This window comes from Ketobacter sp. MCCC 1A13808, assembly GCF_009746715.1.
Classification (GTDB): domain Bacteria; phylum Pseudomonadota; class Gammaproteobacteria; order Pseudomonadales; family Ketobacteraceae; genus Ketobacter.
Genome location: NZ_VRKW01000002.1, coordinates 335198 through 354914, shown reverse-complemented (window position 1 = coordinate 354914; position 19717 = coordinate 335198). Strand labels below are relative to the sequence as shown.

Here is a 19717-nt window from a genome sequence, read left to right as displayed (position 1 = left end):
AAATTGCATACTGAGTTTCATTCCCGGTTTACGGGACATGTTAGCGTGCGGGCACGAGCCGGTTTATTCTGCCGGCCCCTCGATCAGCAGTAAAAAACAATAACATTTGGAATGCATATTATGGATAGTACCTTTAGTAATTGTTTACGTACCGGTGTGTGTCTTGGTGCCGGTGTCTGGCTCAGTTTCTCTGCCTATGCGTTCACGCCTAACCCGACGCCGGAGCCCGATCCGGACCCACCCTCCAACACCGGAGTAATTGAGAACGGACGCTATGTCCTGATCAATCGGAGCAGCGACACCGCTATGACGGTGGCCTCCGGTAGCCTCGACAATGGCGCCAATGTGATTCAGCAGGCGTACACCGGTCAGCCCTTCCAGCAATGGGATGTAAATAACCTGGGTAATGGCTATTACTCGATTCGGGCGGTACACAGTGGTCAATCGCTGGATGTCTGGGAATGGAATGGGAGTGACGGTGCCGATGTACGGCAATGGCCCTATCTGAATGCTGAGAATCAACATTGGAAAATTGAAAGCACCGGGCCGGACAGTTACAGCATTGTTTCCCGCTTCAGCGATAAAGCCATCGATGTGGTGAGTGCACCCTCCGGTGATGGCGCAAATGTATCGCTCTGGACTTTTACCAGCGGCGCATCGCAAAGCTGGAATTTCGTCAATGCTGCAGACGCCGGAAACGGAAGCAGTGATGACGGTGGCGATAGTGATGATGACTATTACAGCGACGATACTGGAACGTCATCCAGACCCCTATTAACGACTAATCAGGCAACCCGGTATACGATCCGAAACTATCTGGCAGGCGCAGGCAGCTTGGCTTCCGGTTTGCGCACGGACAACTGGAACCCGACCGCGGGCATCGGCGATGTCACCCAGCTCAATGCGCGTTATGTTGTGGCAACCAGCGGTGGTTCCCATCGCACCGTACAGTCCGCGATTAATGCGGCCGTTAGTGCAGGCGGTGGCAGTGCAATCAACATAGAAGTTAAACCGGGTACCTATCGCGAAGTATTGTGTGTGCCTTCTTCCGCTCCCCCGATTAATTTGTATAGCCTCGACACTGACGCCTCGAAAACGCTGGTCGTGTATAACAATCTGGCCGGCACCACCCGGCGTGCCGGGGTCAATACCTGTAATAACAGCAGTAGTTCAACGTATGGGACCACCGGCAGCGCAACCGTAACAATTAAAGCAAATCACTTTCGTGCTAAAAATATGACCTTTGCGAATGACGGTAACGAAAACACCATCAGCAACGGCGGTACACAGGGTGTAGCAATCTTAACGGAAAGCGATCAAGTGGTGTTTGAGAATATGCGTTTTCTGGGCAATCAGGACACCTTCTATGCCAAGACCGGTAGTGAAGATCTGGTGAAACGGGTGTATGTGAAAAGCAGCTATATCGAAGGCGATGTGGATTTTATATTTGGGGGCGCTACGATGGTGTTTGATGATTGCGTTGTGCATTACCTGCATACACGTCAAGGCCGCAATGGCGGGATTCTGTTTGCACCCAGTACCAATTCACGAAATCCGTATGGCATTCTGGTGATCAACAGCCGTTTCACGGCGCAAAGCGGCACCAGCGCTAACCTGATTCATTTGGGAAGGGCCTGGGATGAAGGGTTAAGTAATACATCGCAATATGCGAACAAAGTGCGTAGCGGGTCTTATCCCAACGGTCAGCTCTTGATTCGCGAAACCAATATGGCCAACCACATCCGAGCAAATGATCCCTGGCGCGATTCAACTGCGTCGCGTCCTTACAGCGCTAGCGAAGGCAGTTATCCGGCTAACCGGTTCCACGAATATCACAATGATCACTAAACCGGTTGTTTGAATTCTGTATGATCCGCAATAAAAAACCCCGGCAGTACCTGCCGGGGTTTTTTATTTTCTGGATTCAACTATTTGTTTGTGCCGTTGCTATCAGAACGAGGTTATGTTTGAAGAGGTACAGCTTTTCCATGAACCGTAGCAAAGCTGTCCGGCATTACGCAAGCGGCTATTGGTAATTCGCGCAGTGGAGGTCGGGCTATCTGTGCGGAAAACCGCTTCTTTCATGTTGGAAATATCGCAATTGGTCACGTTCACGTTAATGGTGAAGCCGGTACCGCCATTCTGGCGTAAAAATTTACCCATGTTATCAACAACGCAGTTGGAAACATTCAAATTGGTTTCAGCGTTGATCTGCATGAACTTGTCATAGCCGTTTACTCCGGTAATATTACGAATAGTCACATCCCCTTTTGATTTTACGGTCAACGCATCTTCGCCAACATCGGTCCAGCGAATATTATCGATGGTGCCGCCGTTATAGAAGTGAATTCCGTCTGCTCCGTTTTTGCCGATAATGACGTTTTTAAGCGTAGCGCCGTTTTCCACTCGGAAAACCGGCTTCTGGCCTTCGGCCTGACCACCGTCACCCAGGGCCGAGGTGGGGTTAAAGACTTTACAGCCACCATCGTATACGCCGCCGCTGACGACGATGGTTTCAGTGACGGTGACGCTGCCGTTTGCAGTACAGGTTGCGCCTTTGGTGTTTCCGTTGTTGCCGCCATCACCGCCGCCATTACCACCACCGGCTGCTGAAGCCAAAGTGAATTTCCATTGCTGGGCCGGGCCACCCCAGTAATTCCACAAATCAATATTGGCGCCATTCGCTGTTGAATTCTCGAAGGTTTCAATGGCCTTGCCACTGTAGCGGGAAATAATGCTATAGGCTCCATTACCCGTACTGCTGATCTGCCACTGCTGATTCTCGCCGCTGAGGTAAGTCCATTGTCGTGCGTCTGCACCGTCACTGGCATTCCATTCCCAAACATCCAGAGACTTGCCGCTGTGAGCCGGTCGAATGGAATAGTAGCCACTACCCAGGCTGCTGACGTCCCACTGTTGATAGTCTTGGCCGCTGTAATCCTGCTGTATGACATTGGCGCCATCTTCTTTGCTGCCGCCGGCAACGGTCATCGCTTTGCCACTGTTCTGGTTATAAAGAACATAGCGGCCGTTGGCGATTGACGTGCTGGGTGTTTCCGGATCAGGGCCCGGGTCGGGTGTTGGCGTGAAGGCCAGGGCGGGAAAACTGATACAGGTGGTTAACAGCAAGAGCGTTTTTAAATTGGTTTGTGACATGCTTCGGACTCCGTTCGCGTTCGTTTTTGTTCTGGTGAACTGCCTGGATATGATGGTTTGGGTTTAGCAGTCAGATATAGGGAGGTTATGTATAACGCAAACCACTTTTGGAAATCGGACAAAGCGGAATCGTTATGCGGCCATTATTGAAAAATGGTCTAAGGGGGGCGAGTTCATCTATAGCCGCGCAGGATGAATTGTATTCGTGAATTCTGTGACGGGGTTTTTGTTTCTGCTGTGATCCATGTCGAAAATGAACGTTCACGTCAATTTTTTGAGTCCAAATACACGTTGAATACGGCCAGATGTCGTCATTTATATCTTCCCTGGTTTCTGCGATGTGCACAATCGCGTTCCTAGCAAACGCTTGTACCGGGACTGCTTGTTGTTTCCCGGATTAATGATTGCTGACTTTGGTTGCATGCACCCATAAATCTAATAAAAAGATAGGGAGAATATAAGATGAAGCCTTGGAGAGCGGGACTACTGGTGTTATTGCTATTGCCGGCGATGACGACCTTATCGGCAGAAATAGTATTTGAAGAACATTTCGCCCGTGGCGCTGGATCTTTCCAGAGTGAAGGTCGAGTGATTGGTGTAATGGGTGAAATTCTGATGCTAGGGGGTGCTGAGCAAACAGCAATAACATCGTCGCCCATCAGCACCCGAGGGTACCAAAATCTGGTTCTAAAATTGGATCATGCGACGTCGGGCCTGGATGAGGGTGAGCTGGCGGAGGTGGCATTATCCGTGAACAACGGCCCTTATACGCGGCTTGAAACGGTCACCGCCACGGGCTCCGGCTCGGTTGATGTTGCGCTGGATACCACTGCTGAAAATAAAGACTCCATTCGCGTTCGCTTCAGGCTCGAAGCCAGTAGTCTAATGGAAAGATACGCCATAGGGTCAGTGGTGCTGGAAGCGGATGAAAACGGTGACTCTAACGAAGCAACGGACCCAACCAATCCAACGGGACCGACCGATCCGCCGGCTTCGGATGTCAGCGATGAGATTCCGGCCGCCGGTGATTTTGTCACCTTCGAATCCGGTCACGTGCGGCCTCTGGCATTAAACAGTGACGGTTCCCGTCTGTTCGCCGTCAACACGCCGGATAACCGCATTGAGATATTCGATACAAGCGGTTCTTCGCCGCAGCTTATTGAGTCTGTCCGTGTTGGGTTGGAGCCGGTGGCGGTTGCGTTGCGTGATGACGCTGAGTTATGGGTCGTTAATCATCTGTCGGACAGTGTCAGTATCATCGACATTTCCGTGACACCTGCGTTGGTAAAGCAAACCTTACTGGTGGGTGATGAGCCGCGTGACGTCGTGTTTGGCGGCGCCAACGATCAGTGGGCTTTTATAACCGCTGCGCACCGCGGTCAGAATGTTCCATTCGACCCCCAGCTTACAACCGCAGGGGTAGGGCGTGCGGATGTCTGGGTTTTTAATGCACTTAGCCCCGGTAACACGTTAACCGGAACACCGGCCACTATATTGAATATGTTCGGAGATACCTTGCGAGCTTTGGCCCGCAATGCGGACGGTTCACGCCTATACGCTGCAGTGTTTAACTCCGGTAACAGGACAACGGTGCTAACCGATGATCGCGGCCAAGGCGGTATAGACAAAGCACCACCTTATGAAAATGCAGCGGGAGAGGAACAGCCGGAGACCGGCTTAATCGTGCAATACAATGGTCGCAACTGGGTTGATAATGGCGACCCGGTGAGTGGAGTTGCGCCGAAAATCTGGGACGACCGGGTTAATCTCACGTTGCCTGATTACGATGTCTTCGAGATTGATGCCAGTGGTTCCATACCCCGGGTTATTAATCGTGTTTCCGGTGTTGGAACGACGCTGTTTAACATGGCGGTGAATCCACAAAACGGGCAGGTATATGTGAGTAATCAAGAGGCACGCAATGTCGTGCGCTTTGAGGGGCCTGGCAATAATGCCACTACGGTCAACGGGCATTTTGTGGAGAGCCGTATTACCGTATTGCAAAACGGTGTGGCGCGTCCACGGCATCTCAACAAGCATATTGATTACTCACGGGATTTGGGCACCAGCAGCGAAAAATCCCGCGCCCTGGCGATACCGCTGGAAATGGCGATCAGCCCTGATGGAGGAAAGCTCTATCTGGCTGCAATGGGCTCTGGCAAGCTGGCTCGTTTTGATACCAACGCATTAGCGGCGGATTCTTTCACGCCCAGTGAAGATAACCAGGTGACGCTTTCTGGCGGTGGGCCTACCGGTGTGGTGCTGGACAGCGCCCGCAACCGGGCTTACGTTGCCACGCGCTTTGATAATGGCATTTCCGTTGTGAGTACTGCCAATCCAATGACAGAAACGGCGCATATCCGGATGTTTAACCCCGAGCCTGCGGCCGTAAAAAACGGGCGCCGGTTTATGTATGATGCGAATTACACGTCCAGCCGCGGTGATTCGTCCTGCGCCGGATGTCACGTATTTGGCGATATGGACCATCTTTCATGGGATCTGGGCAACCCGGATGAAGAGGTGGTGGCTAACCGCAACGTGTACAACACTAATATCCCTCGTATCGGGCGTAATGATAACTTTCATCCGATGAAAGGCCCGATGACGACCCAAAGTCTGCGGGGTATGAAAGGGGCAGGGCCGTTGCATTGGCGCGGTGACCGTTCCGGTTCGAATGCATCCCGGGGTGAAACCCTGGAAGAGCAGGCGTTTGAAGAATTCAATGTGTCGTTTGTTGACTTGCTAAATCGTCAGGAACCGTTAACGGAACAGGAAATGGATTTATTTGCCCGGTACGCATTGCAGTTAACCTACCCACCTAATCCGATAGCGAATCTGGACAACAGTCTGAGCAATCGGATGCGTAATGCCTATGATGTGTATAACAATGACGTGAATGACACGCTGACCACGTGTAATGGTTGTCATGCTATTGATCCCGCCCGTGGTCGGTTCGGAACAGACGGCACAATGGCGATCGAGGGCGGTGGCGTGGAAGAAGATATGAAAATTCCCCATCTGCAAAACATGTATCAAAAAGTGGGTATGTTTGCCCGTAATACCCAGGTGCGGGGCTTTTCAAACCTGGGGGATCAAATCAGGGGGTTCGGATACGACAACTCTGGTTCTGCCGGCAGTATTTCCAATTTCCTCGGTGAAGATGTGTTTGATCTGACAATGCAGGAACGGGCGATGTTGGAAGAACTGTCTTTAAGTGCACCCGCCAAACTGAATCCGGTGGTCGGTCAGCAGGTGACGGTGACACCCGCCAACCGTTCGCGAACTGATGTGCGTAACCGGCTGGAACTTTTGGTGGCTCGGGCATTGGTAACCAGTCCGCGACCGGAGTGCGAGCTGGTTGCGGCAACGGTAATTGACGGTCATGCAGTGGGTTGGGTAATGAACCGCGAGCAGGGCTTTGTACCAAGTGATCGCAACCTGGATGCCGCAGCACTGAACACGCTTCTGGATAGAGCGCTGAAGGCGAGTCGGTCGGCTACCTTTACTTGTGTGCCTCCCGGCAATGGAACCCGTATTGGTATCGACCGGGACCTGGATGGTGAGACGGATTTTAGTGATAGCAACTGATACGCGATTAGAACAATAAAAAGGGGTATCGGCAGATACCCCTTTAGTATGGATTTAGCACCTTTTAGCACACCGGGTTAATTACAGATATTTATGTTCCAACTCGGCCAGCATCTCTTCCAGCTGTTGTAAACGTTGGCTGCCTTTGGCAGTCGCATTGGCACATAATGTGGGAGCCGTTTCTTCATCGGCGTCCAGTGTATTTGCCTGCACATCCTGACATAACTTTATTAACTCAATTTCGTCTTCCAGCTTTGAAGCTCGCAATTCATAGAATCGCAGTTGGTCTGTTTCAGTGGCTTCCCCGGCTTCAATTTTTTTCTGCAGGGCGCTGTGCTCCTGAAACTCGGCCATCATGGTTTCAACTTCTTGCGGCGTACGTTCAAACGGGATCAAATCGTTGTCCGGCAGCACTTCCCGCAAGTATTGGGTTTGCACAGCCTGATTTTCTCGGGCGATATCGGTAACGGATGGTTGATCAGCATTATTGTCAGCCATGGAACCGGTACTGATCGCCAAAGCACGGTTACTGTCGTCATTTTCCGGAACGCGGATACTTGATGCTATCTGCTCGTGTGTACCCGGAGTACGTTTATCGTCTGTGACAACGGCCGCGCCGGGTTGTGTCGTCGTCGCTGATTCGGTGATCGGTTCCGCGTTCTTATTCGTACCGAATGCCGTGTAGCAAACGACTCCTACCCCGAGAGCTGTCACGGTTAATAAAAGCAACATGGGTTTCTTGGCGGGCGAGTTGGATTGCTCGGGTGTGCTCATTGTGCGTTCCTTGATAAACTGCTTTCTTTTTAATGGGGTCGCAACACGGAAAAAAGTGCGCCAGAAACCGTTCTGGCGCACTATCAAGTGTTGCATGCTAAAAGGTAAAAATACACTCCAGCTTTCACCCCTCAATGCAGTAACCCGGAACGTCTGACCTATCCGGTTTGCTCCATTGTTTCGTCAGCGGAAGATGAATCCCGCTCAACGGATCTCCTTCCATGAGTGCCTTGCAGAAGGGCGATACCCGATAAATAATAAACGTTCATTTATTTTTGTCTATGGGGTTACGGTAACCTTTACCCGGTTTGGCCTTCGCACCGTTTTGTCCTGGTCACCCGACCCAGGCCGTTATTGAAAACCGATACCTTTTTTGCAGGGCATTATTGGGGTATGTTTTCGCTATCCCAGGTGGCAACATTGCTGCGTGGGCGATCTATATATTGTGCCCAGCGAAGGTCACCTTCCAGGAACGTTTTCTGGAACGCCAATGCGAGTTCAGCAACGTTATCGGAAGCGGCAGTGGGTGTTCCCCAGGCAAAGTGGCCAGCGGTTGCTACTTCGTAGATTACCTTGGGAACGCCGCGTGGAATGTTTCGGAATACGCCGGAGGATTGACCCAGGCCGCCCAAATAGGTCAGATCGGTTACGCCGTTCATGATCAAGGTCGGTATCTGTGTGTTGCGTCCCTTGGAGTCGAAGTCAATTGCAGACAGATTATGTCCTGCCAATGACATGGCGGTTTTCAGGCCGGGATATTCAGCTGAGTTGATCCAGGTTGCACCGCCACCCATTGACCAGCCGGTAACGCCCATGCGTGAGGTATCCAGCTTGCCGTAAAGTGGGCTGTTACGATCACTGTTTTCTGCTTTCAGCTCATCCAGCACTTCACGTTGTTGTCCTGCACGCTGGTCGACGGTGTCGAGGATAGTCTCGCTGTCCATCGTGACCATGACAATACCGTGGGAAGCAAAGAAGGGCCCCCAGGCTTGATACATGTATTGTGATCCGATAAAGGGTGGACAGAATACCAGACTGGCGAACGGAGGCTCTGCGTTAGTGGGGTAGTACACGGTAGCACCACCGGCGGCGTCAAAGCGTGACATATTAAAATCTGCAACCCGGTAAGGACCATTGCGGGTGTAATTTCCGGGCGCTTCATCGTTGCGGCAAATGGCATCAGCGGGGCAATCCGCTGCATTAACCTGGAACGTAGTGGTCATTGCGGCAAGGCCTAATCCTAAGGCTGCTGCGAGTAGAGTCCTGTTCGGAAGTTTTGCTTTCATTTTACGTTTCCTTCTTATTAACGTTATTCCATCCCGCTCTTAAAATTGATCGTTTTCCTGCCGATCAACCAGAGCGATACTTGGGGCGAATAAAATAATAAACATTCATTTTCTGGCGTCTACGAAGTGTATATTTCAGTAAGTAACTTTGGCCGTAGAAGCGGTAATTATTGGTCATAAGGCAATGGGATGGTGGACAAATGCGCGGCCAGTCAATGACCTAGGGTGACCCGTTGAATAATACGGAATCAATTTTCTTAAATCAGGCGGGAAAAATTGGCCAAGCTGTGAAAGGAATAGCGAAGACGTTATTTGTTAGCGCGTCTTGCAGGACAGCCGGGGTCAGGCTGGCGTCGTCCGCTTCTGCTTTACGTTAGTACGGTGCTGGCGGACGCACCATAGATCGAGTGCTGCAGTAGGTTAGTGTTTAGCCACAGCGCTTTCTGAAAGCAACCAGGCTTCTGCATCGGTTTCGCCTTCTGCTGCAAACGCTTTTATATCCAGGCCAGGAATTAGCGCGCCTTCGAACTCGCTCGCTTTTCGTAACCATTTTTTATCCGTAATGACAGCGACCCGGTCAAAGCCTTTGATAGTTTTGAATAAAGTGGGAAGGCGGGCAATCTCAACTCCCAAAGCGCCCAGGGTGGGTAAATTAAGATCGTGAATGCGGTACAGCATTTTACCGTGTTGAATGCCTTCGGATTTAGTGATGATCTCGTCCAGGGCAATTTTCATTGTTGCTTTATTCAGCTTGCCACTGAGTTCAAGATCTATCCGGTTCGGACCATTCTGAGTAACCGTTAACATGGGGGGCTCCTTGCATGAGTAGAGTAAAGTAACGCTTCCTTCGATACGATGTAGGCATATAAGTTTCGGACTATTCGGGTTAGCTTTTAAAATCAGTTAGCTGCGCCAGAACGTCACCGAAAGAAACAATGCCACGGACAACGCAATTGTCTGCGGCAAATACCCGGCGAATATTTCTCTCACACTTGAGTTTAGCAATGTTAGGCAGAATTTCCTCCCGACCAAGATTGTCCTTGGACCAAGATCCTCCTTGGACAGTTGGGATCGATTCACTTTGAAGCTGCGATTCTTAATTGTTGCCTGAGATCCTCCAGGGTGTGATCCCAAAAGTGTTCATATCGCGGCTCAATTGCAATATCACCGCTTGCTTGCCCGCGTCTGAACGCAGCCATCAGCCTGCGAGCGTAAGCGCGTAAAGGTGGGAACTGAGAAGGTGGAAACAGTGCTGTGCCGACTATGGCAAGCACACTTTGACGCAACCCGAGATTTCCCAAGATAAAGGCTTGCAGCTCCAGTTCACCAATTTCATCTGGTTTATAGCCAGAGACGATATGTGCAATATCGTGAATCTCTCTATAACGAGTTGCAAGATATTCCACATCGTTATTTACCGGATAAAGGCTTTTAAAAGGTTCAATGCCATTGTCATCGTAATACCGAACCAGTGTATTTCCAAGGCTGTCCGGAGGCAGCATACGCAACGCGCAAAGATCCAGGTCTTTGGCCTGTAAGCTGGGGCGCTCACGAAGAAGCAATCGTCCTTCCGTAGTGTCTCGCAGTTTTTCCGCAACCTTTTCCCAGGTTTCACGATCCATGCTCAAGTGAAATGCGGGTGCTGCAAAACAATCATCCGGATTTCGGGTCAGCACCCGCAAAGCTCTTATACCCACCCGTAACCGCCTGAGCCATCCCGCGCGCTCTGGCAGGTATAGCGCACCGCCAGGCAGAACGCTTTCAATTGACGTCATGCTGCCATTTCCTTAGAGATTTTCCAAATCGGAAACGATGGCCTGCAAGGTATCTGCAGACAGCTCTGCTTGGGGAAAACCTGCTATTTGCTTGAGTGACATCCCTCGGCCCATATTTAACATGGGGCCCGCCGTTCCTAATTTAGGCCAATGCTTCAAGAGCACTGCGTAGGCGGCTTCGTTATCGACCAATTCACCCAGTTTATTTTCTGCATTAAACGCCATAAAGCTTTCTCCTCAGACTTGATTCAAGTTTTTGATAATTTTTTTCGTTTTAGGGGTTCAGTTGTCCGGTTGGCCGTATTACCAACTCATTAATGCAAACGCCCTCTGGTAATCCCATCATAAACGCGGTGGTATCAGCGAGGGTTTGAGGCGGCGCAGGACATCCGTTTGAAGTAAACATCGGTATCTCCGAGGGTGGCATGGCACCATCAAACTCAACCGCGCCAACAAGACCTTCGGTTTCAAACATGCCGGGCATTATAAAACTTACATTTATACCTTTCGGCGCTAATTCCAGGCGAAGAGTGTCGCAGGCGGCACGTAACCCCCGCTTACTTGCGCCATAAATACCGACACCCGGAATCGGAGTTATGGCGCCGGTGGAGCCAACCAATATCACATCTCTACGGCCATTATCAGTTAGATGTTCAGCTGCGTAACGTACAGTTGCCAGCGGCGCGATGATATTTAGCGTCATCAGATCCCGCCAACGCTCGGGCTCACCGGTTTCGATTGATCCCACCATCGCTCTGCCGGCCACGGCGACAATGCTGTCCAGGCCGCCCATTCTATCGGTCGCTTCTGCGACAGCAGCCTGTAATAGCAGAAAGTCAGTAACATCGCAGGGTATGGCTACCGCCATCTCGCCTAACTCTGTTTGAAGCTCTTCCAGTCTATCTTTGCGCCGGGCTATCATGGCAACCTGAGATCCGTGACGCACAAGCGAACGGCATATTTCAGCTCCCAGTCCGCTCGAAGCACCCGTCACTAAAATTCGTCTACCGCTAAGTTCAACCGATATTGTCATCGTCCTACCTCAAATTGAATATGTCTGTGTTTACACTTCGGTCTCTACGTCGTATGCAGACAAATAGCGTTCAAACATACTGTAAACGTTGGCTTCTTTTAGGTCGAACTGATCCAGTTTGTACTCATGACGCCCGAACTTGTCTTGTGGATTATCGGATAACCAAGATTGCATTCCGTTTTCCGCCCCGGTGGAGAAGTCTTGATTGAGCTGCTTATACAGATTGCGCATGGTTGGAATTGGATCACGCATTAATTCCCCATAATGTACATCGATAATTCTATGGTGCCCCAGGGCTTCCCGTGCATCCATAATTCGATTTGCATGTTCTGCGCATTGCCAGGAGTAATTCTCTGCTATCCATTCGGAGTGAATTTTATCAGTGGAAGCGAAGTGAGATAGCGACATAAGACTGCAATAGGATCCAGTGGCAGCGAGGGGATCTCTGTGCGTCCAGATCAAGCGAGCATCCGGATAGACTTCCAGTAATGTGCGCAGCCACAATCCATGGGATGGCATTTTGAGATTCCAAATGCCAGGTGCGTCAGCCTGTAACAACTGCAAGAAGCGTTTATGGTATTGATAGGTCGCCGTCATATCAGTGTTATACAGCCAATCACGATAGTTGGGCAACTTGCCTCGGCCTTCCCAAAACAAGGCCTTAAAATCGTGGCGCATAAAAAAGCTGCATTCATAGGGGTAGGTCGCGGACATGCGATAATATTTCCCTGCCTGCGGAACGCTTTCCAGGAATTTACGTTCTTCTTCTAGACGGCTCAGTGCTCGCGGGTCAGTGTAAAGAGTTTCTGTGGAGGGTGGCGGAACCGGATCTTCGATTTCCCAAGTTAAGGGGGAGCGATGTGCAGGATCGGCTGCCAACAGATTGCTGAGCAATGTGGTGCCGGTGCGAGGCACACCGAAGACAAAGATTGGCTTTGCTACGGGGCGCTCAAGCAACTCGGATCGTTTAGTTAAGTAATTATTAACGCGCAGGCGAGTTGCTAATGAATCAACTATATCGGTACGGTTACGTTCAAAGAAAAAAGAGCCTGGAGCCTCAATATTCAGGTCCGTTATTAATATTTCCAAGCCCTCTCGATAGCTATCCGAATCAAAGTCTTGAAGTTTGGTTTCCTGTTGTGCCTGCGCAATCAGCTTATCTGCTACCAGCTTATTATTCATAATCTACCTATTTCGTTACGTTATATTTGCTTTCCAGCTGGCCAGCCCAAAAGATTCCAGATTTCCGGTGTGGTACATACATATTCGAGGATATGACCCAGACTTTTTCTCGCATCCACGTAAATGAAGCACAGCCCGTTTAGGTTTCCTTCAAATAAAACCGGGAGATCAAGTTCTTTGATTTCATTTCGCATGGCATCCATGTCATCACGGCGCATAGCCACGTGGTTGAAACGTAGAGAGAAGTCAGTTTCATCTGAAGGCAGTGAACTTAGATAATGTTCAACGCAACCGGATATTGGTTGTATCAGCTCAAATTGCATTGAGTCGATCCAGCAAAACGCCAGTTGCATGTGCAATTTTCTATTGCCGCTGGGTGTGACAACGTCCAGTTCTATTTCTCCTGGACTGATTCCTTCGAAACCGTACTTGATCTCCAACATCGATATTGCTTTTTCAATATCATGAGTCACGTAGGCATTTTGGTAATGATTGGATAATTTCATGGCTATTCCTGCTGAGCCTGTGCGAGCTCGGTTAACATTAGTTCCGATCTCAGCCACATTACTTCACTGACGTTGATGTTGGCTGCTTGAATCAAGAGTTGTTCCAGCACTTGCTTTTTTACTGCAAGCGCTGCGCTGTTTGAAGGTGTGGCCCCTAAAGCGATGTCGAGTAAGTGCATCGCTTCCAATGGCCGTTCATCCGATAGCTTTTCTTCTGCTCTCTGTGCTAGTGCGTCAGCGCCCCCTGCAAGCTCCACCAGGTCTTCATCAATGCTCGAGCGGGGAACGCCATAAAGCGACGTGGTTGAGTCGTAATGGAACCAGCCAGAACTTTCTTCCCAAATAGCCCGTACTGCCCAGGCCACAGTACCGTGATATTCATCGATGCGAATTTCCGGAGGCAGTTTTATTTCGCGCATCAGTGTGTGGACATCTTTTCCGTCGTTCATGCCGTTCAGTGTTTCGTTTCTGACATAGGATACGGCAGAATACATTTTATCGAGTACTGCCCGAACGTTGTCTATACCTCTTACCGGTTCACTATGACCGGCAATCAGAATTTCAGCGCCTAGTTTTCGAACGCGATCAAGCGCATCCAGATAGGGTTTTACCAAGCGCGGTTTTTCACCCCGAATGGTTGTCAGAAAGGGCATGGACGAAAGTAGCGGACCAAAGAGATTACCGACAAAGACGATACGTTCCTCAGGCAACCACACCGTCAGTGAACAAAGTGTTTCGCCTCCAGGTGTTGAAATGACTTCGAACTGGCGATTGCCCTGACTGAAACTGAACTGACCATCCACTGTGATATCGGATACAATTTCGGGAACTTCTGGAGCATCGTCCGGCCTGTCAAAGGTCATGCCCCAAAGCTTCAGCATGCGACGCTTGAGGTAAGGCGCCAGATCATTAAAAAAAAGACAGGTTTCGGAAAAGCGTCGCTCAGTTATAATCTCGGTCTCTGGTTCGCGCAGTTCCGGTACGCCACCAAAGTGATCTGGATGGGCTTGGGTGATAATAATTTTTCGCAACGGGCCGCTTCGATGAGGGCGCAACTTGGCCAGATTGCTGGCGACGTTATCCATTAATCCGGAGTTGATAAGAACGTCCCCGTCGTCCGTCTTCACTAAATAAAGATTGGCGATATCTCTTATTCTAAAAATAGAGTCGGTAACCGGTTCAGCTTCGGTTTGCGAGAGCCCTGCTGTAACAAGGGCAGCTACCGGTGGCAATTCATAGGAAGCATTCACTGTCGGGTGGTTCTCCTTTAAATATTTTAATATGGCTGCGCGGTCTTTATTGTTATAAAACGGAGCACTTTGAATTTCTCAATAACAGGTAGTTACTTTGTCAAAATTCCATGAAGGTGTAACCTCCAAATAATATCGATTTCAGGCCGTTATTATTCGCTGACCGGCCACCGTCAAACCGTGACAACAGAAGCGCGTGGCAAAAATTATTCACGTTTTTTATGTCCAAAAATAGGGGGCATCTCGATCGGGTGGGTATTGTTTCGGGAAGCAAACCAATTGATCGAATCCCTCACCGTTTCCAGCCACGGCCTGGGTTGCCACAGCAGCTCCTTTTTCGCCTTGCTGCTATCGAGTCTTGCGAAAGCCACAGATAGGAATACGGCATCACTTCGAACTAAATAATCAGTTCGACGTAACAATTTCAGGAGGTGCTCCCCAGTCCAGGCACTGGACTTTGCCAGCCAAAGCGGAAGAATGGTGGGCTCCTTTTGGCCGCCTAAAGCCGCTACCGCGCCAAAAAGCTCTTCGTAACTGCCATACTCATTGGCGATGATATAGCGTTCGCCTATGCGCCCTTTTTTTTCAGCTAATAGCATCGCCATCGCAGCGTCGCGAATATCCACTGTTGGTTGGGCAGCGTTCCACAGCACCTTCATTTTTCCGTTCGCTACCTCCCACAGCATTTTTCCTTGGGGTGTGGGTTGATAATCTTCAGGGCCGTAGGTATTAGCAATGCATAAGGCGACTCCGGGAAGGCCTTTTTCACGGCAATACTGATTAAATTTATCTTCGGCTTGACGCCGTGAACGAATATAGGGCGGTGCTTGGTCATACCAGTTAAACGGTATCTCTTCTGTGACCGGGCCGTTGGCATTTCTCCCTAACGTGCCCATTGTGCTGCAGAAAACAAAGCGTTTTATATCACAGGCCAGTGCCGCCTCCATGCTGTTTACGAGTCCCTGTACATTGTTGTTAAATAATGGCGCAGGGTCGGTTAGATAAAAGCGCGGATCGACCACGCAATGAAACACACTGCTGCAACCTGACATGGCGGTGCGTAGGGAGGCCGGATCCAGCGCATCACCATAATAGGTTTCAACGGGCAGGCCTTGCAGAGAATCTGTATTACTCGTCTTACGTAGGAATACCCGGACTTTTCTGCCTGCTTGTACCAACAGCCGTACCGTGTGGCTTCCAACAAAGCCACTAGCACCTGTCACCAATACGGGTTGCTCATCGGGTTTCGGATTTCGGGTTTGAGTTGGCATTTTCTGTTCCGGCAGTTTGTTGGGAATTTAAAATGATTGATTGCAAGTTGATCCGATGGTTTGGCTTTGCGGCTTAGTGTCTAGCTTTACTTTTACTATTTGTCCTCCATCGCTGCCGGCAACCCGATAGTTAAGCAGGTAACCCGGCAAGTCCATCGCGCTGATGAACAGGGTTTCATATTGGCCCGTCGTGTCGACCGTAAGTGCGGCTCCTGGGCTAAGAAATTGGTAAGAGGTATCTTCAACAATTGTATTGGTTTGGCCAGTGTTCATATCGGTTTTGGTAATAGCCGAGCCACCGGAAAGCTTAAACGTGGCGGTATAGATTGCGGTGCCATCAACCCCGCCACGACTCATACCATCCGCTAACGCATATATAGGATCCGCTGTCACCACTTGAGGTGTTGCAGGCGTTCCATCGGGATTTATGGCTACCTTGTATATTTTTCCTTTTAGAAAGTTGTTGAAATACAGGTTTTGTTCGCTTTCATCTAGAATCAGTCCGTCTACACCACCGAAGAGGTTTGCCATAGAGGCGGTGTAAGCGTGTTTTAACCAGAGTCGACAATCACAGCTGACGTTGACATCGTCGATTTCAACATTGCATCGAAAGATACGGCCGCCGGTATCATCTGCAAAAAACAACGTTCGGCCATCTTTGGTGACAACCAAGTCATTCACAGACGTTGTTGCATTGGGAACGGCATAGCAGACTTTGCCATCTGCAGGAATGGGGGAGTTCACCGGAACTACGTCAATTCCACCGGCTTTCTTGAAGCGCACAATTCTTGAAACGAACATATTGCCCAGGGAATCAAAGCTATTACCGTAGGCTTCACCGCGTTTGGGGTTGACATAGGGGCGTACCGTTCCATTCTGATCGATTTCCAGTACGGCACCGGTAGCCAAGGAGCTGACATACAGTTTGCCTTCAGTCGGAGTGCAGGGAACGCCCAGTTTAATACCATCGGGGTGAAACCCTTTGCTGGCAAACATCTCTGCCAGCTCTGAGTGTCCACCACTGTTCAGGTCTTCGATAACGTCCTGTAAATTCAGATAGGTTTCCTGTTCATAAGCCTGCGCTAGACAGGTGCTGAGTATAAAAATAATGAAACTTATCCACTTGATTGGGATGATATTATTAATATTGTTACCCGCATTTTTATTATTTTTGGTTTCCATCATATTGTTCCCTTTTTTTCAGCGCATAAACATAGGTAAAGGCGGACTCATTAATAGGCATATCAAGATTCGTTGCGAATCATTGCGCTAGTAGTTATGGTCCTTACTATGTCAAAATCGGGTTGTATTGTAATTGCAAAAGGCTATCGTCTTCGGGCCGTTGTTATTCGAGGTCGGGCCGAATTGCCTTAGATGGCTGAGGGAAGTTTGATTCGTTATAGAGAGCTTTTCGCTGAAATGTTGCCGCTAATTTGCTATTGCCAGTATACTCACGTATCCGATAGACACATTTACAACGCAGTCAGAAAAAGATCGCAGCAGGTTAAATCCATGGTGAACGCTCAAGCCGTTAGTATGAATATAGAAGCGTCGCTTCAGGCTCCGACGGTTAAGGCGCTTTTAATTAACTTTAATTTCTCTGAACCGATTGATGAAGTGCTGATTGATAGGCAGGCTCATTGGATCGATTTTTCTCTTACGCCCCGGCTGCATAATGCCAGAGCCTGCTATACAGACTATTGGGATCCACATCGCTTTGAAAGCCTTGGTGATATCTATTTGATTCCTGCCGGTCATGCGTTTCACGCACGGGGTGATCAGGGTGGACATAAGGCAATGATTTGTCTGCTGCCCGTTGGTCCTGAGGGTTGCTGGTTCGAAAATAAAGTGGACTGGACGGATCGTCACTTGGAAACCAGCCTCAATATCCGTAACGGCCATATACGCAGCCTGCTATTACGTTTGGGAGAAGAGGCTCAGCACCCCGGATTTGCCAGTGAAGCATTAGCAGAGTTGATAGCAGGCCAACTTACTATTGAGCTGACTCGCCACTATGCTTCGACACTTGATGATGCCAAGAATGGTGTGCTGACACCTTGGCGTCTGCGGTTGATTGACGAACGGCTCATGGATCTCACTGAAGCACCTACGTTAACCGAGCTTTCTGAGTTGTGTAAATTATCCGTGAGGCAGCTGACCCGCGCCTTTCGCGCCAGCAGAGGATGCTCGATTGGGGATTATATCGCCCAATGCCGGATTGAGAAGGCAAAGAAATACCTTGAAGGTACGCAGTGTATAAAGGAAGTTTCCTATGTGGTGGGATTCTCCACACCCGCGGCATTCAGTTACGCGTTTCGTCGCGCAACCGGAGAAACCCCTGGCGAATACCGGCAACGTGTCCGTTCGTTTAACTTTTCCTCCGTTCGGCCGGTCTAGAACCGGTTAACGGGTGCACTAATTAGGTTAAGGGTATGCCCGAATAGCCCTGAAGATATGAGCTGTTGGGGTTGGGGGTAAAGTAGCGACGGGTTATTGGTATTTATAGATGTATAAGCAAGGGGTCGGCTCGAAGCCCCGGCCCGCTCCATTGCCCAGTGCTTGCGTTGGTTGCGGCTGATTCCAAGTTGACCCTTTTCTTGGCGCTGTTATATGATGCAGGCGCTTGAGGTGCGTTTCAAAGCCGTTCTGGTTGAAACGATAATCGGGAAACAGGTGCGCAGCCAGATCGTTTCTGGGTTCACTGCAATGCCTTTACTGCCCCCGCAACAGTAGGTGAGCCGGCGTGCTCACGAGTCTGGAGACCGGCCTTTAGCGAGCATTAGGTGTTTTGTCCTGCGGTGGGCGGGTCGGCCAGCGATCTCTGAAGTCTGAGTTTTCTGTCTTCCATTCCCCACGTCCAAAGCATTTCTAGTGTTAGATTTTCATTTTAATCTGGCAAAGGCAATGGGTATGGATTCGGAGAAAAAGCAGCGCCATAACGAGCGCATGCAGCGCAAAAAAGAAGTAGTTGATGCCGGCATCGAGCGTGCTCAGGAAGAGCGCGGTATCGTATTGGTAATTACCGGAAACGGTAAGGGCAAATCCACATCCGCTTTCGGTACCCTTTATCGAGCCCTGGGCCACGGTCATAAGGTGGGTGTCGTGCAATATATAAAAGGCACGCAGGCCACCGGCGAAGTGCTTTTTCTGCAACAGCAAAATCTGCCAATTCCCTATCATGCCATGGCTACCGGTTTCACCTGGAACACCCAGGATTGGGACAAAGATAAAGCGGCGGCCGATGAAGCCTGGGCCTTTTCCAAACAGCTCCTGCAAGACGAAAGCATCAACCTGGTGGTGCTGGATGAAATTACTTATATGCTGAAGTACAACTACCTGGATACGCAGGAAGTGGTAGAGGCGATTCGTCAGCGTCCGTTTATGCAAACCGTCATTGTGACCGGCCGTGGAGCCAAGCCGGAACTGTTCGCGTTGGCGGATACCGTCAGTGAAATCCGGGATGAAAAACACGCCTATAAAGCCGGGGTGAAAGCGCAGGCGGGCATCGACTTTTAGTCGTCCGGTTATGACCACGACCTTGTTGGTTTGCGAAACCTGTGGATTCAATGATAGCGAGCCGGATGCGGTGCATTCAGGCGAGCGATTGGCACACGCATTGGAACGGGCCATAAAAGATTCAGCGCTGCCCGTGAGTCTGAAACGTTTTCGCTGCTTGATGGCGTGCAAGCGACACTGTGTGGTACAGGTGCGTAATAACCGTAAGCTGGGTTATGTGATCGGGGATTTTTTGCCGGATCAAAACGCCGTCACCGCATTATTGCAGTACTGCCAGGCCTACCAGCTATCCGATACCGGACAGGTCCCCTACCGGGACTGGCCGGAACATATTAAAGGCAAATTCATTGCCAGAATACCTGCCATTGAGGATGAATAAT

At 50.0% G+C, this 19717-nt stretch carries 17 protein-coding genes and 1 riboswitch; of the genes, 5 read left to right on the top strand and 12 right to left on the bottom strand.

Annotated features, from left to right (window positions below; genetic code table 11):
- Nucleotides 1–120: 120 nt before the first annotated feature.
- Nucleotides 121–1848 carry a pectinesterase family protein gene (locus FT643_RS05480; protein WP_198043342.1) on the top strand — a complete coding sequence of 576 codons (1728 nt, stop codon included), beginning with the start codon at nt 121–123 and terminating at the stop codon, nt 1846–1848.
- 102 nt (nt 1849–1950) lie between these two features.
- On the opposite strand, the gene FT643_RS05475 is transcribed toward FT643_RS05480, so the two are convergent.
- The gene (locus FT643_RS05475; protein ID WP_156869997.1) at nt 1951–3156 is read right to left on the bottom strand and encodes a pectate lyase; all 1206 of its coding nucleotides are present in this window, start codon (nt 3154–3156) and stop codon (nt 1951–1953) included.
- Nucleotides 3157–3618: 462 nt separating this feature from the next.
- On the opposite strand from FT643_RS05475, the gene FT643_RS05470 reads away from it, so the two are divergent.
- Nucleotides 3619–6744, top strand: coding sequence for a YncE family protein (locus FT643_RS05470; protein ID WP_156869995.1), 3126 nt, complete (start codon nt 3619–3621; stop codon nt 6742–6744).
- Nucleotides 6745–6825: 81 nt separating this feature from the next.
- Here FT643_RS05470 and FT643_RS05465 read toward each other — a convergent pair whose 3' ends face one another.
- From FT643_RS05465 to FT643_RS05415, 11 genes are all read right to left on the bottom strand, one after another.
- Nucleotides 6826–7518 carry a hypothetical protein gene (locus FT643_RS05465; protein WP_156869993.1) on the bottom strand — a complete coding sequence of 231 codons (693 nt, stop codon included), beginning with the start codon at nt 7516–7518 and terminating at the stop codon, nt 6826–6828.
- 383 nt (nt 7519–7901) lie between these two features.
- Nucleotides 7902–8804, bottom strand: a complete 903-nt coding sequence (locus tag FT643_RS05460; protein ID WP_156869991.1) for a dienelactone hydrolase family protein — start codon at nt 8802–8804, stop codon at nt 7902–7904.
- 420 nt (nt 8805–9224) lie between these two features.
- Entirely contained in the window at nt 9225–9611 is a 387-nt protein-coding gene (locus FT643_RS05455) for a SpoIIAA family protein (RefSeq protein WP_156869989.1), read from the bottom strand.
- A 269-nt stretch (nt 9612–9880) separates the two neighbouring features.
- Nucleotides 9881–10579 carry a Coq4 family protein gene (locus FT643_RS05450; RefSeq protein WP_156869987.1) on the bottom strand — a complete coding sequence of 233 codons (699 nt, stop codon included), beginning with the start codon at nt 10577–10579 and terminating at the stop codon, nt 9881–9883.
- Nucleotides 10580–10591: 12 nt separating this feature from the next.
- Complete coding sequence (locus FT643_RS05445) at nt 10592–10804, bottom strand: hypothetical protein (RefSeq protein ID WP_156869985.1); 213 nt, start codon at nt 10802–10804, stop codon at nt 10592–10594.
- Between the two features lie 49 nt (nt 10805–10853).
- Complete coding sequence (locus FT643_RS05440; RefSeq protein WP_156869983.1) at nt 10854–11612, bottom strand: SDR family oxidoreductase; 759 nt, start codon at nt 11610–11612, stop codon at nt 10854–10856.
- 30 nt (nt 11613–11642) lie between these two features.
- Complete coding sequence (locus FT643_RS05435) at nt 11643–12794, bottom strand: sulfotransferase family protein (RefSeq protein WP_156869981.1); 1152 nt, start codon at nt 12792–12794, stop codon at nt 11643–11645.
- A gap of 20 nt (nt 12795–12814) precedes the next feature.
- Entirely contained in the window at nt 12815–13300 is a 486-nt protein-coding gene (locus FT643_RS05430) for a VOC family protein (RefSeq protein WP_156869979.1), read from the bottom strand.
- A gap of 2 nt (nt 13301–13302) precedes the next feature.
- The gene (locus FT643_RS05425) at nt 13303–14550 is read right to left on the bottom strand and encodes an alkyl sulfatase dimerization domain-containing protein (RefSeq protein WP_198043341.1); all 1248 of its coding nucleotides are present in this window, start codon (nt 14548–14550) and stop codon (nt 13303–13305) included.
- Nucleotides 14551–14756: 206 nt separating this feature from the next.
- Entirely contained in the window at nt 14757–15821 is a 1065-nt protein-coding gene (locus FT643_RS05420; protein WP_156869977.1) for an NAD-dependent epimerase/dehydratase family protein, read from the bottom strand.
- Nucleotides 15822–15848: 27 nt separating this feature from the next.
- On the bottom strand, nt 15849–17006 hold the full coding sequence (locus FT643_RS05415) for an SMP-30/gluconolactonase/LRE family protein (protein WP_156869975.1): 1158 nt from the start codon (nt 17004–17006) through the stop codon (nt 15849–15851).
- Between the two features lie 327 nt (nt 17007–17333).
- On the opposite strand from FT643_RS05415, the gene FT643_RS05410 reads away from it, so the two are divergent.
- From FT643_RS05410 to FT643_RS05400, 3 genes are all read left to right on the top strand, one after another.
- Nucleotides 17334–18218, top strand: coding sequence for a helix-turn-helix domain-containing protein (locus FT643_RS05410; protein WP_198043340.1), 885 nt, complete (start codon nt 17334–17336; stop codon nt 18216–18218).
- A gap of 212 nt (nt 18219–18430) precedes the next feature.
- Nucleotides 18431–18606: riboswitch (cobalamin riboswitch) on the top strand.
- 119 nt (nt 18607–18725) lie between these two features.
- Entirely contained in the window at nt 18726–19337 is a 612-nt protein-coding gene (gene cobO, locus FT643_RS05405) for a cob(I)yrinic acid a,c-diamide adenosyltransferase (protein ID WP_198043375.1), read from the top strand.
- A gap of 10 nt (nt 19338–19347) precedes the next feature.
- The gene (locus FT643_RS05400) at nt 19348–19716 is read left to right on the top strand and encodes a DUF1636 family protein (protein WP_156869969.1); all 369 of its coding nucleotides are present in this window, start codon (nt 19348–19350) and stop codon (nt 19714–19716) included.
- Nucleotide 19717: the final 1 nt, after the last annotated feature.

Excerpts from the sequence above, each read along its gene's own strand:
- FT643_RS05445 (WP_156869985.1), bottom strand. The coding sequence starts at position 10,804 with ATGGCGTTTAATGCAGAAAATAAACTGGGTGAATTGGTCGATAACGAA.
- FT643_RS05450 (WP_156869987.1), bottom strand. The coding sequence starts at position 10,579 with ATGACGTCAATTGAAAGCGTTCTGCCTGGCGGTGCGCTATACCTGCCA.
- FT643_RS05400 (WP_156869969.1), top strand. The coding sequence starts at position 19,348 with ATGACCACGACCTTGTTGGTTTGCGAAACCTGTGGATTCAATGATAGC.
- FT643_RS05440 (WP_156869983.1), bottom strand. The coding sequence starts at position 11,612 with ATGACAATATCGGTTGAACTTAGCGGTAGACGAATTTTAGTGACGGGT.
- cobO (WP_198043375.1), top strand. The coding sequence starts at position 18,726 with ATGGGTATGGATTCGGAGAAAAAGCAGCGCCATAACGAGCGCATGCAG.
- FT643_RS05455 (WP_156869989.1), bottom strand. The coding sequence starts at position 9,611 with ATGTTAACGGTTACTCAGAATGGTCCGAACCGGATAGATCTTGAACTC.
- FT643_RS05415 (WP_156869975.1), bottom strand. The coding sequence starts at position 17,006 with ATGATGGAAACCAAAAATAATAAAAATGCGGGTAACAATATTAATAAT.
- FT643_RS05465 (WP_156869993.1), bottom strand. The coding sequence starts at position 7,518 with ATGAGCACACCCGAGCAATCCAACTCGCCCGCCAAGAAACCCATGTTG.
- FT643_RS05410 (WP_198043340.1), top strand. The coding sequence starts at position 17,334 with ATGGTGAACGCTCAAGCCGTTAGTATGAATATAGAAGCGTCGCTTCAG.
- FT643_RS05480 (WP_198043342.1), top strand. The coding sequence starts at position 121 with ATGGATAGTACCTTTAGTAATTGTTTACGTACCGGTGTGTGTCTTGGT.
- FT643_RS05460 (WP_156869991.1), bottom strand. The coding sequence starts at position 8,804 with ATGAAAGCAAAACTTCCGAACAGGACTCTACTCGCAGCAGCCTTAGGA.
- FT643_RS05430 (WP_156869979.1), bottom strand. The coding sequence starts at position 13,300 with ATGAAATTATCCAATCATTACCAAAATGCCTACGTGACTCATGATATT.
- FT643_RS05470 (WP_156869995.1), top strand. The coding sequence starts at position 3,619 with ATGAAGCCTTGGAGAGCGGGACTACTGGTGTTATTGCTATTGCCGGCG.
- FT643_RS05475 (WP_156869997.1), bottom strand. The coding sequence starts at position 3,156 with ATGTCACAAACCAATTTAAAAACGCTCTTGCTGTTAACCACCTGTATC.
- FT643_RS05435 (WP_156869981.1), bottom strand. The coding sequence starts at position 12,794 with ATGAATAATAAGCTGGTAGCAGATAAGCTGATTGCGCAGGCACAACAG.
- FT643_RS05420 (WP_156869977.1), bottom strand. The coding sequence starts at position 15,821 with ATGCCAACTCAAACCCGAAATCCGAAACCCGATGAGCAACCCGTATTG.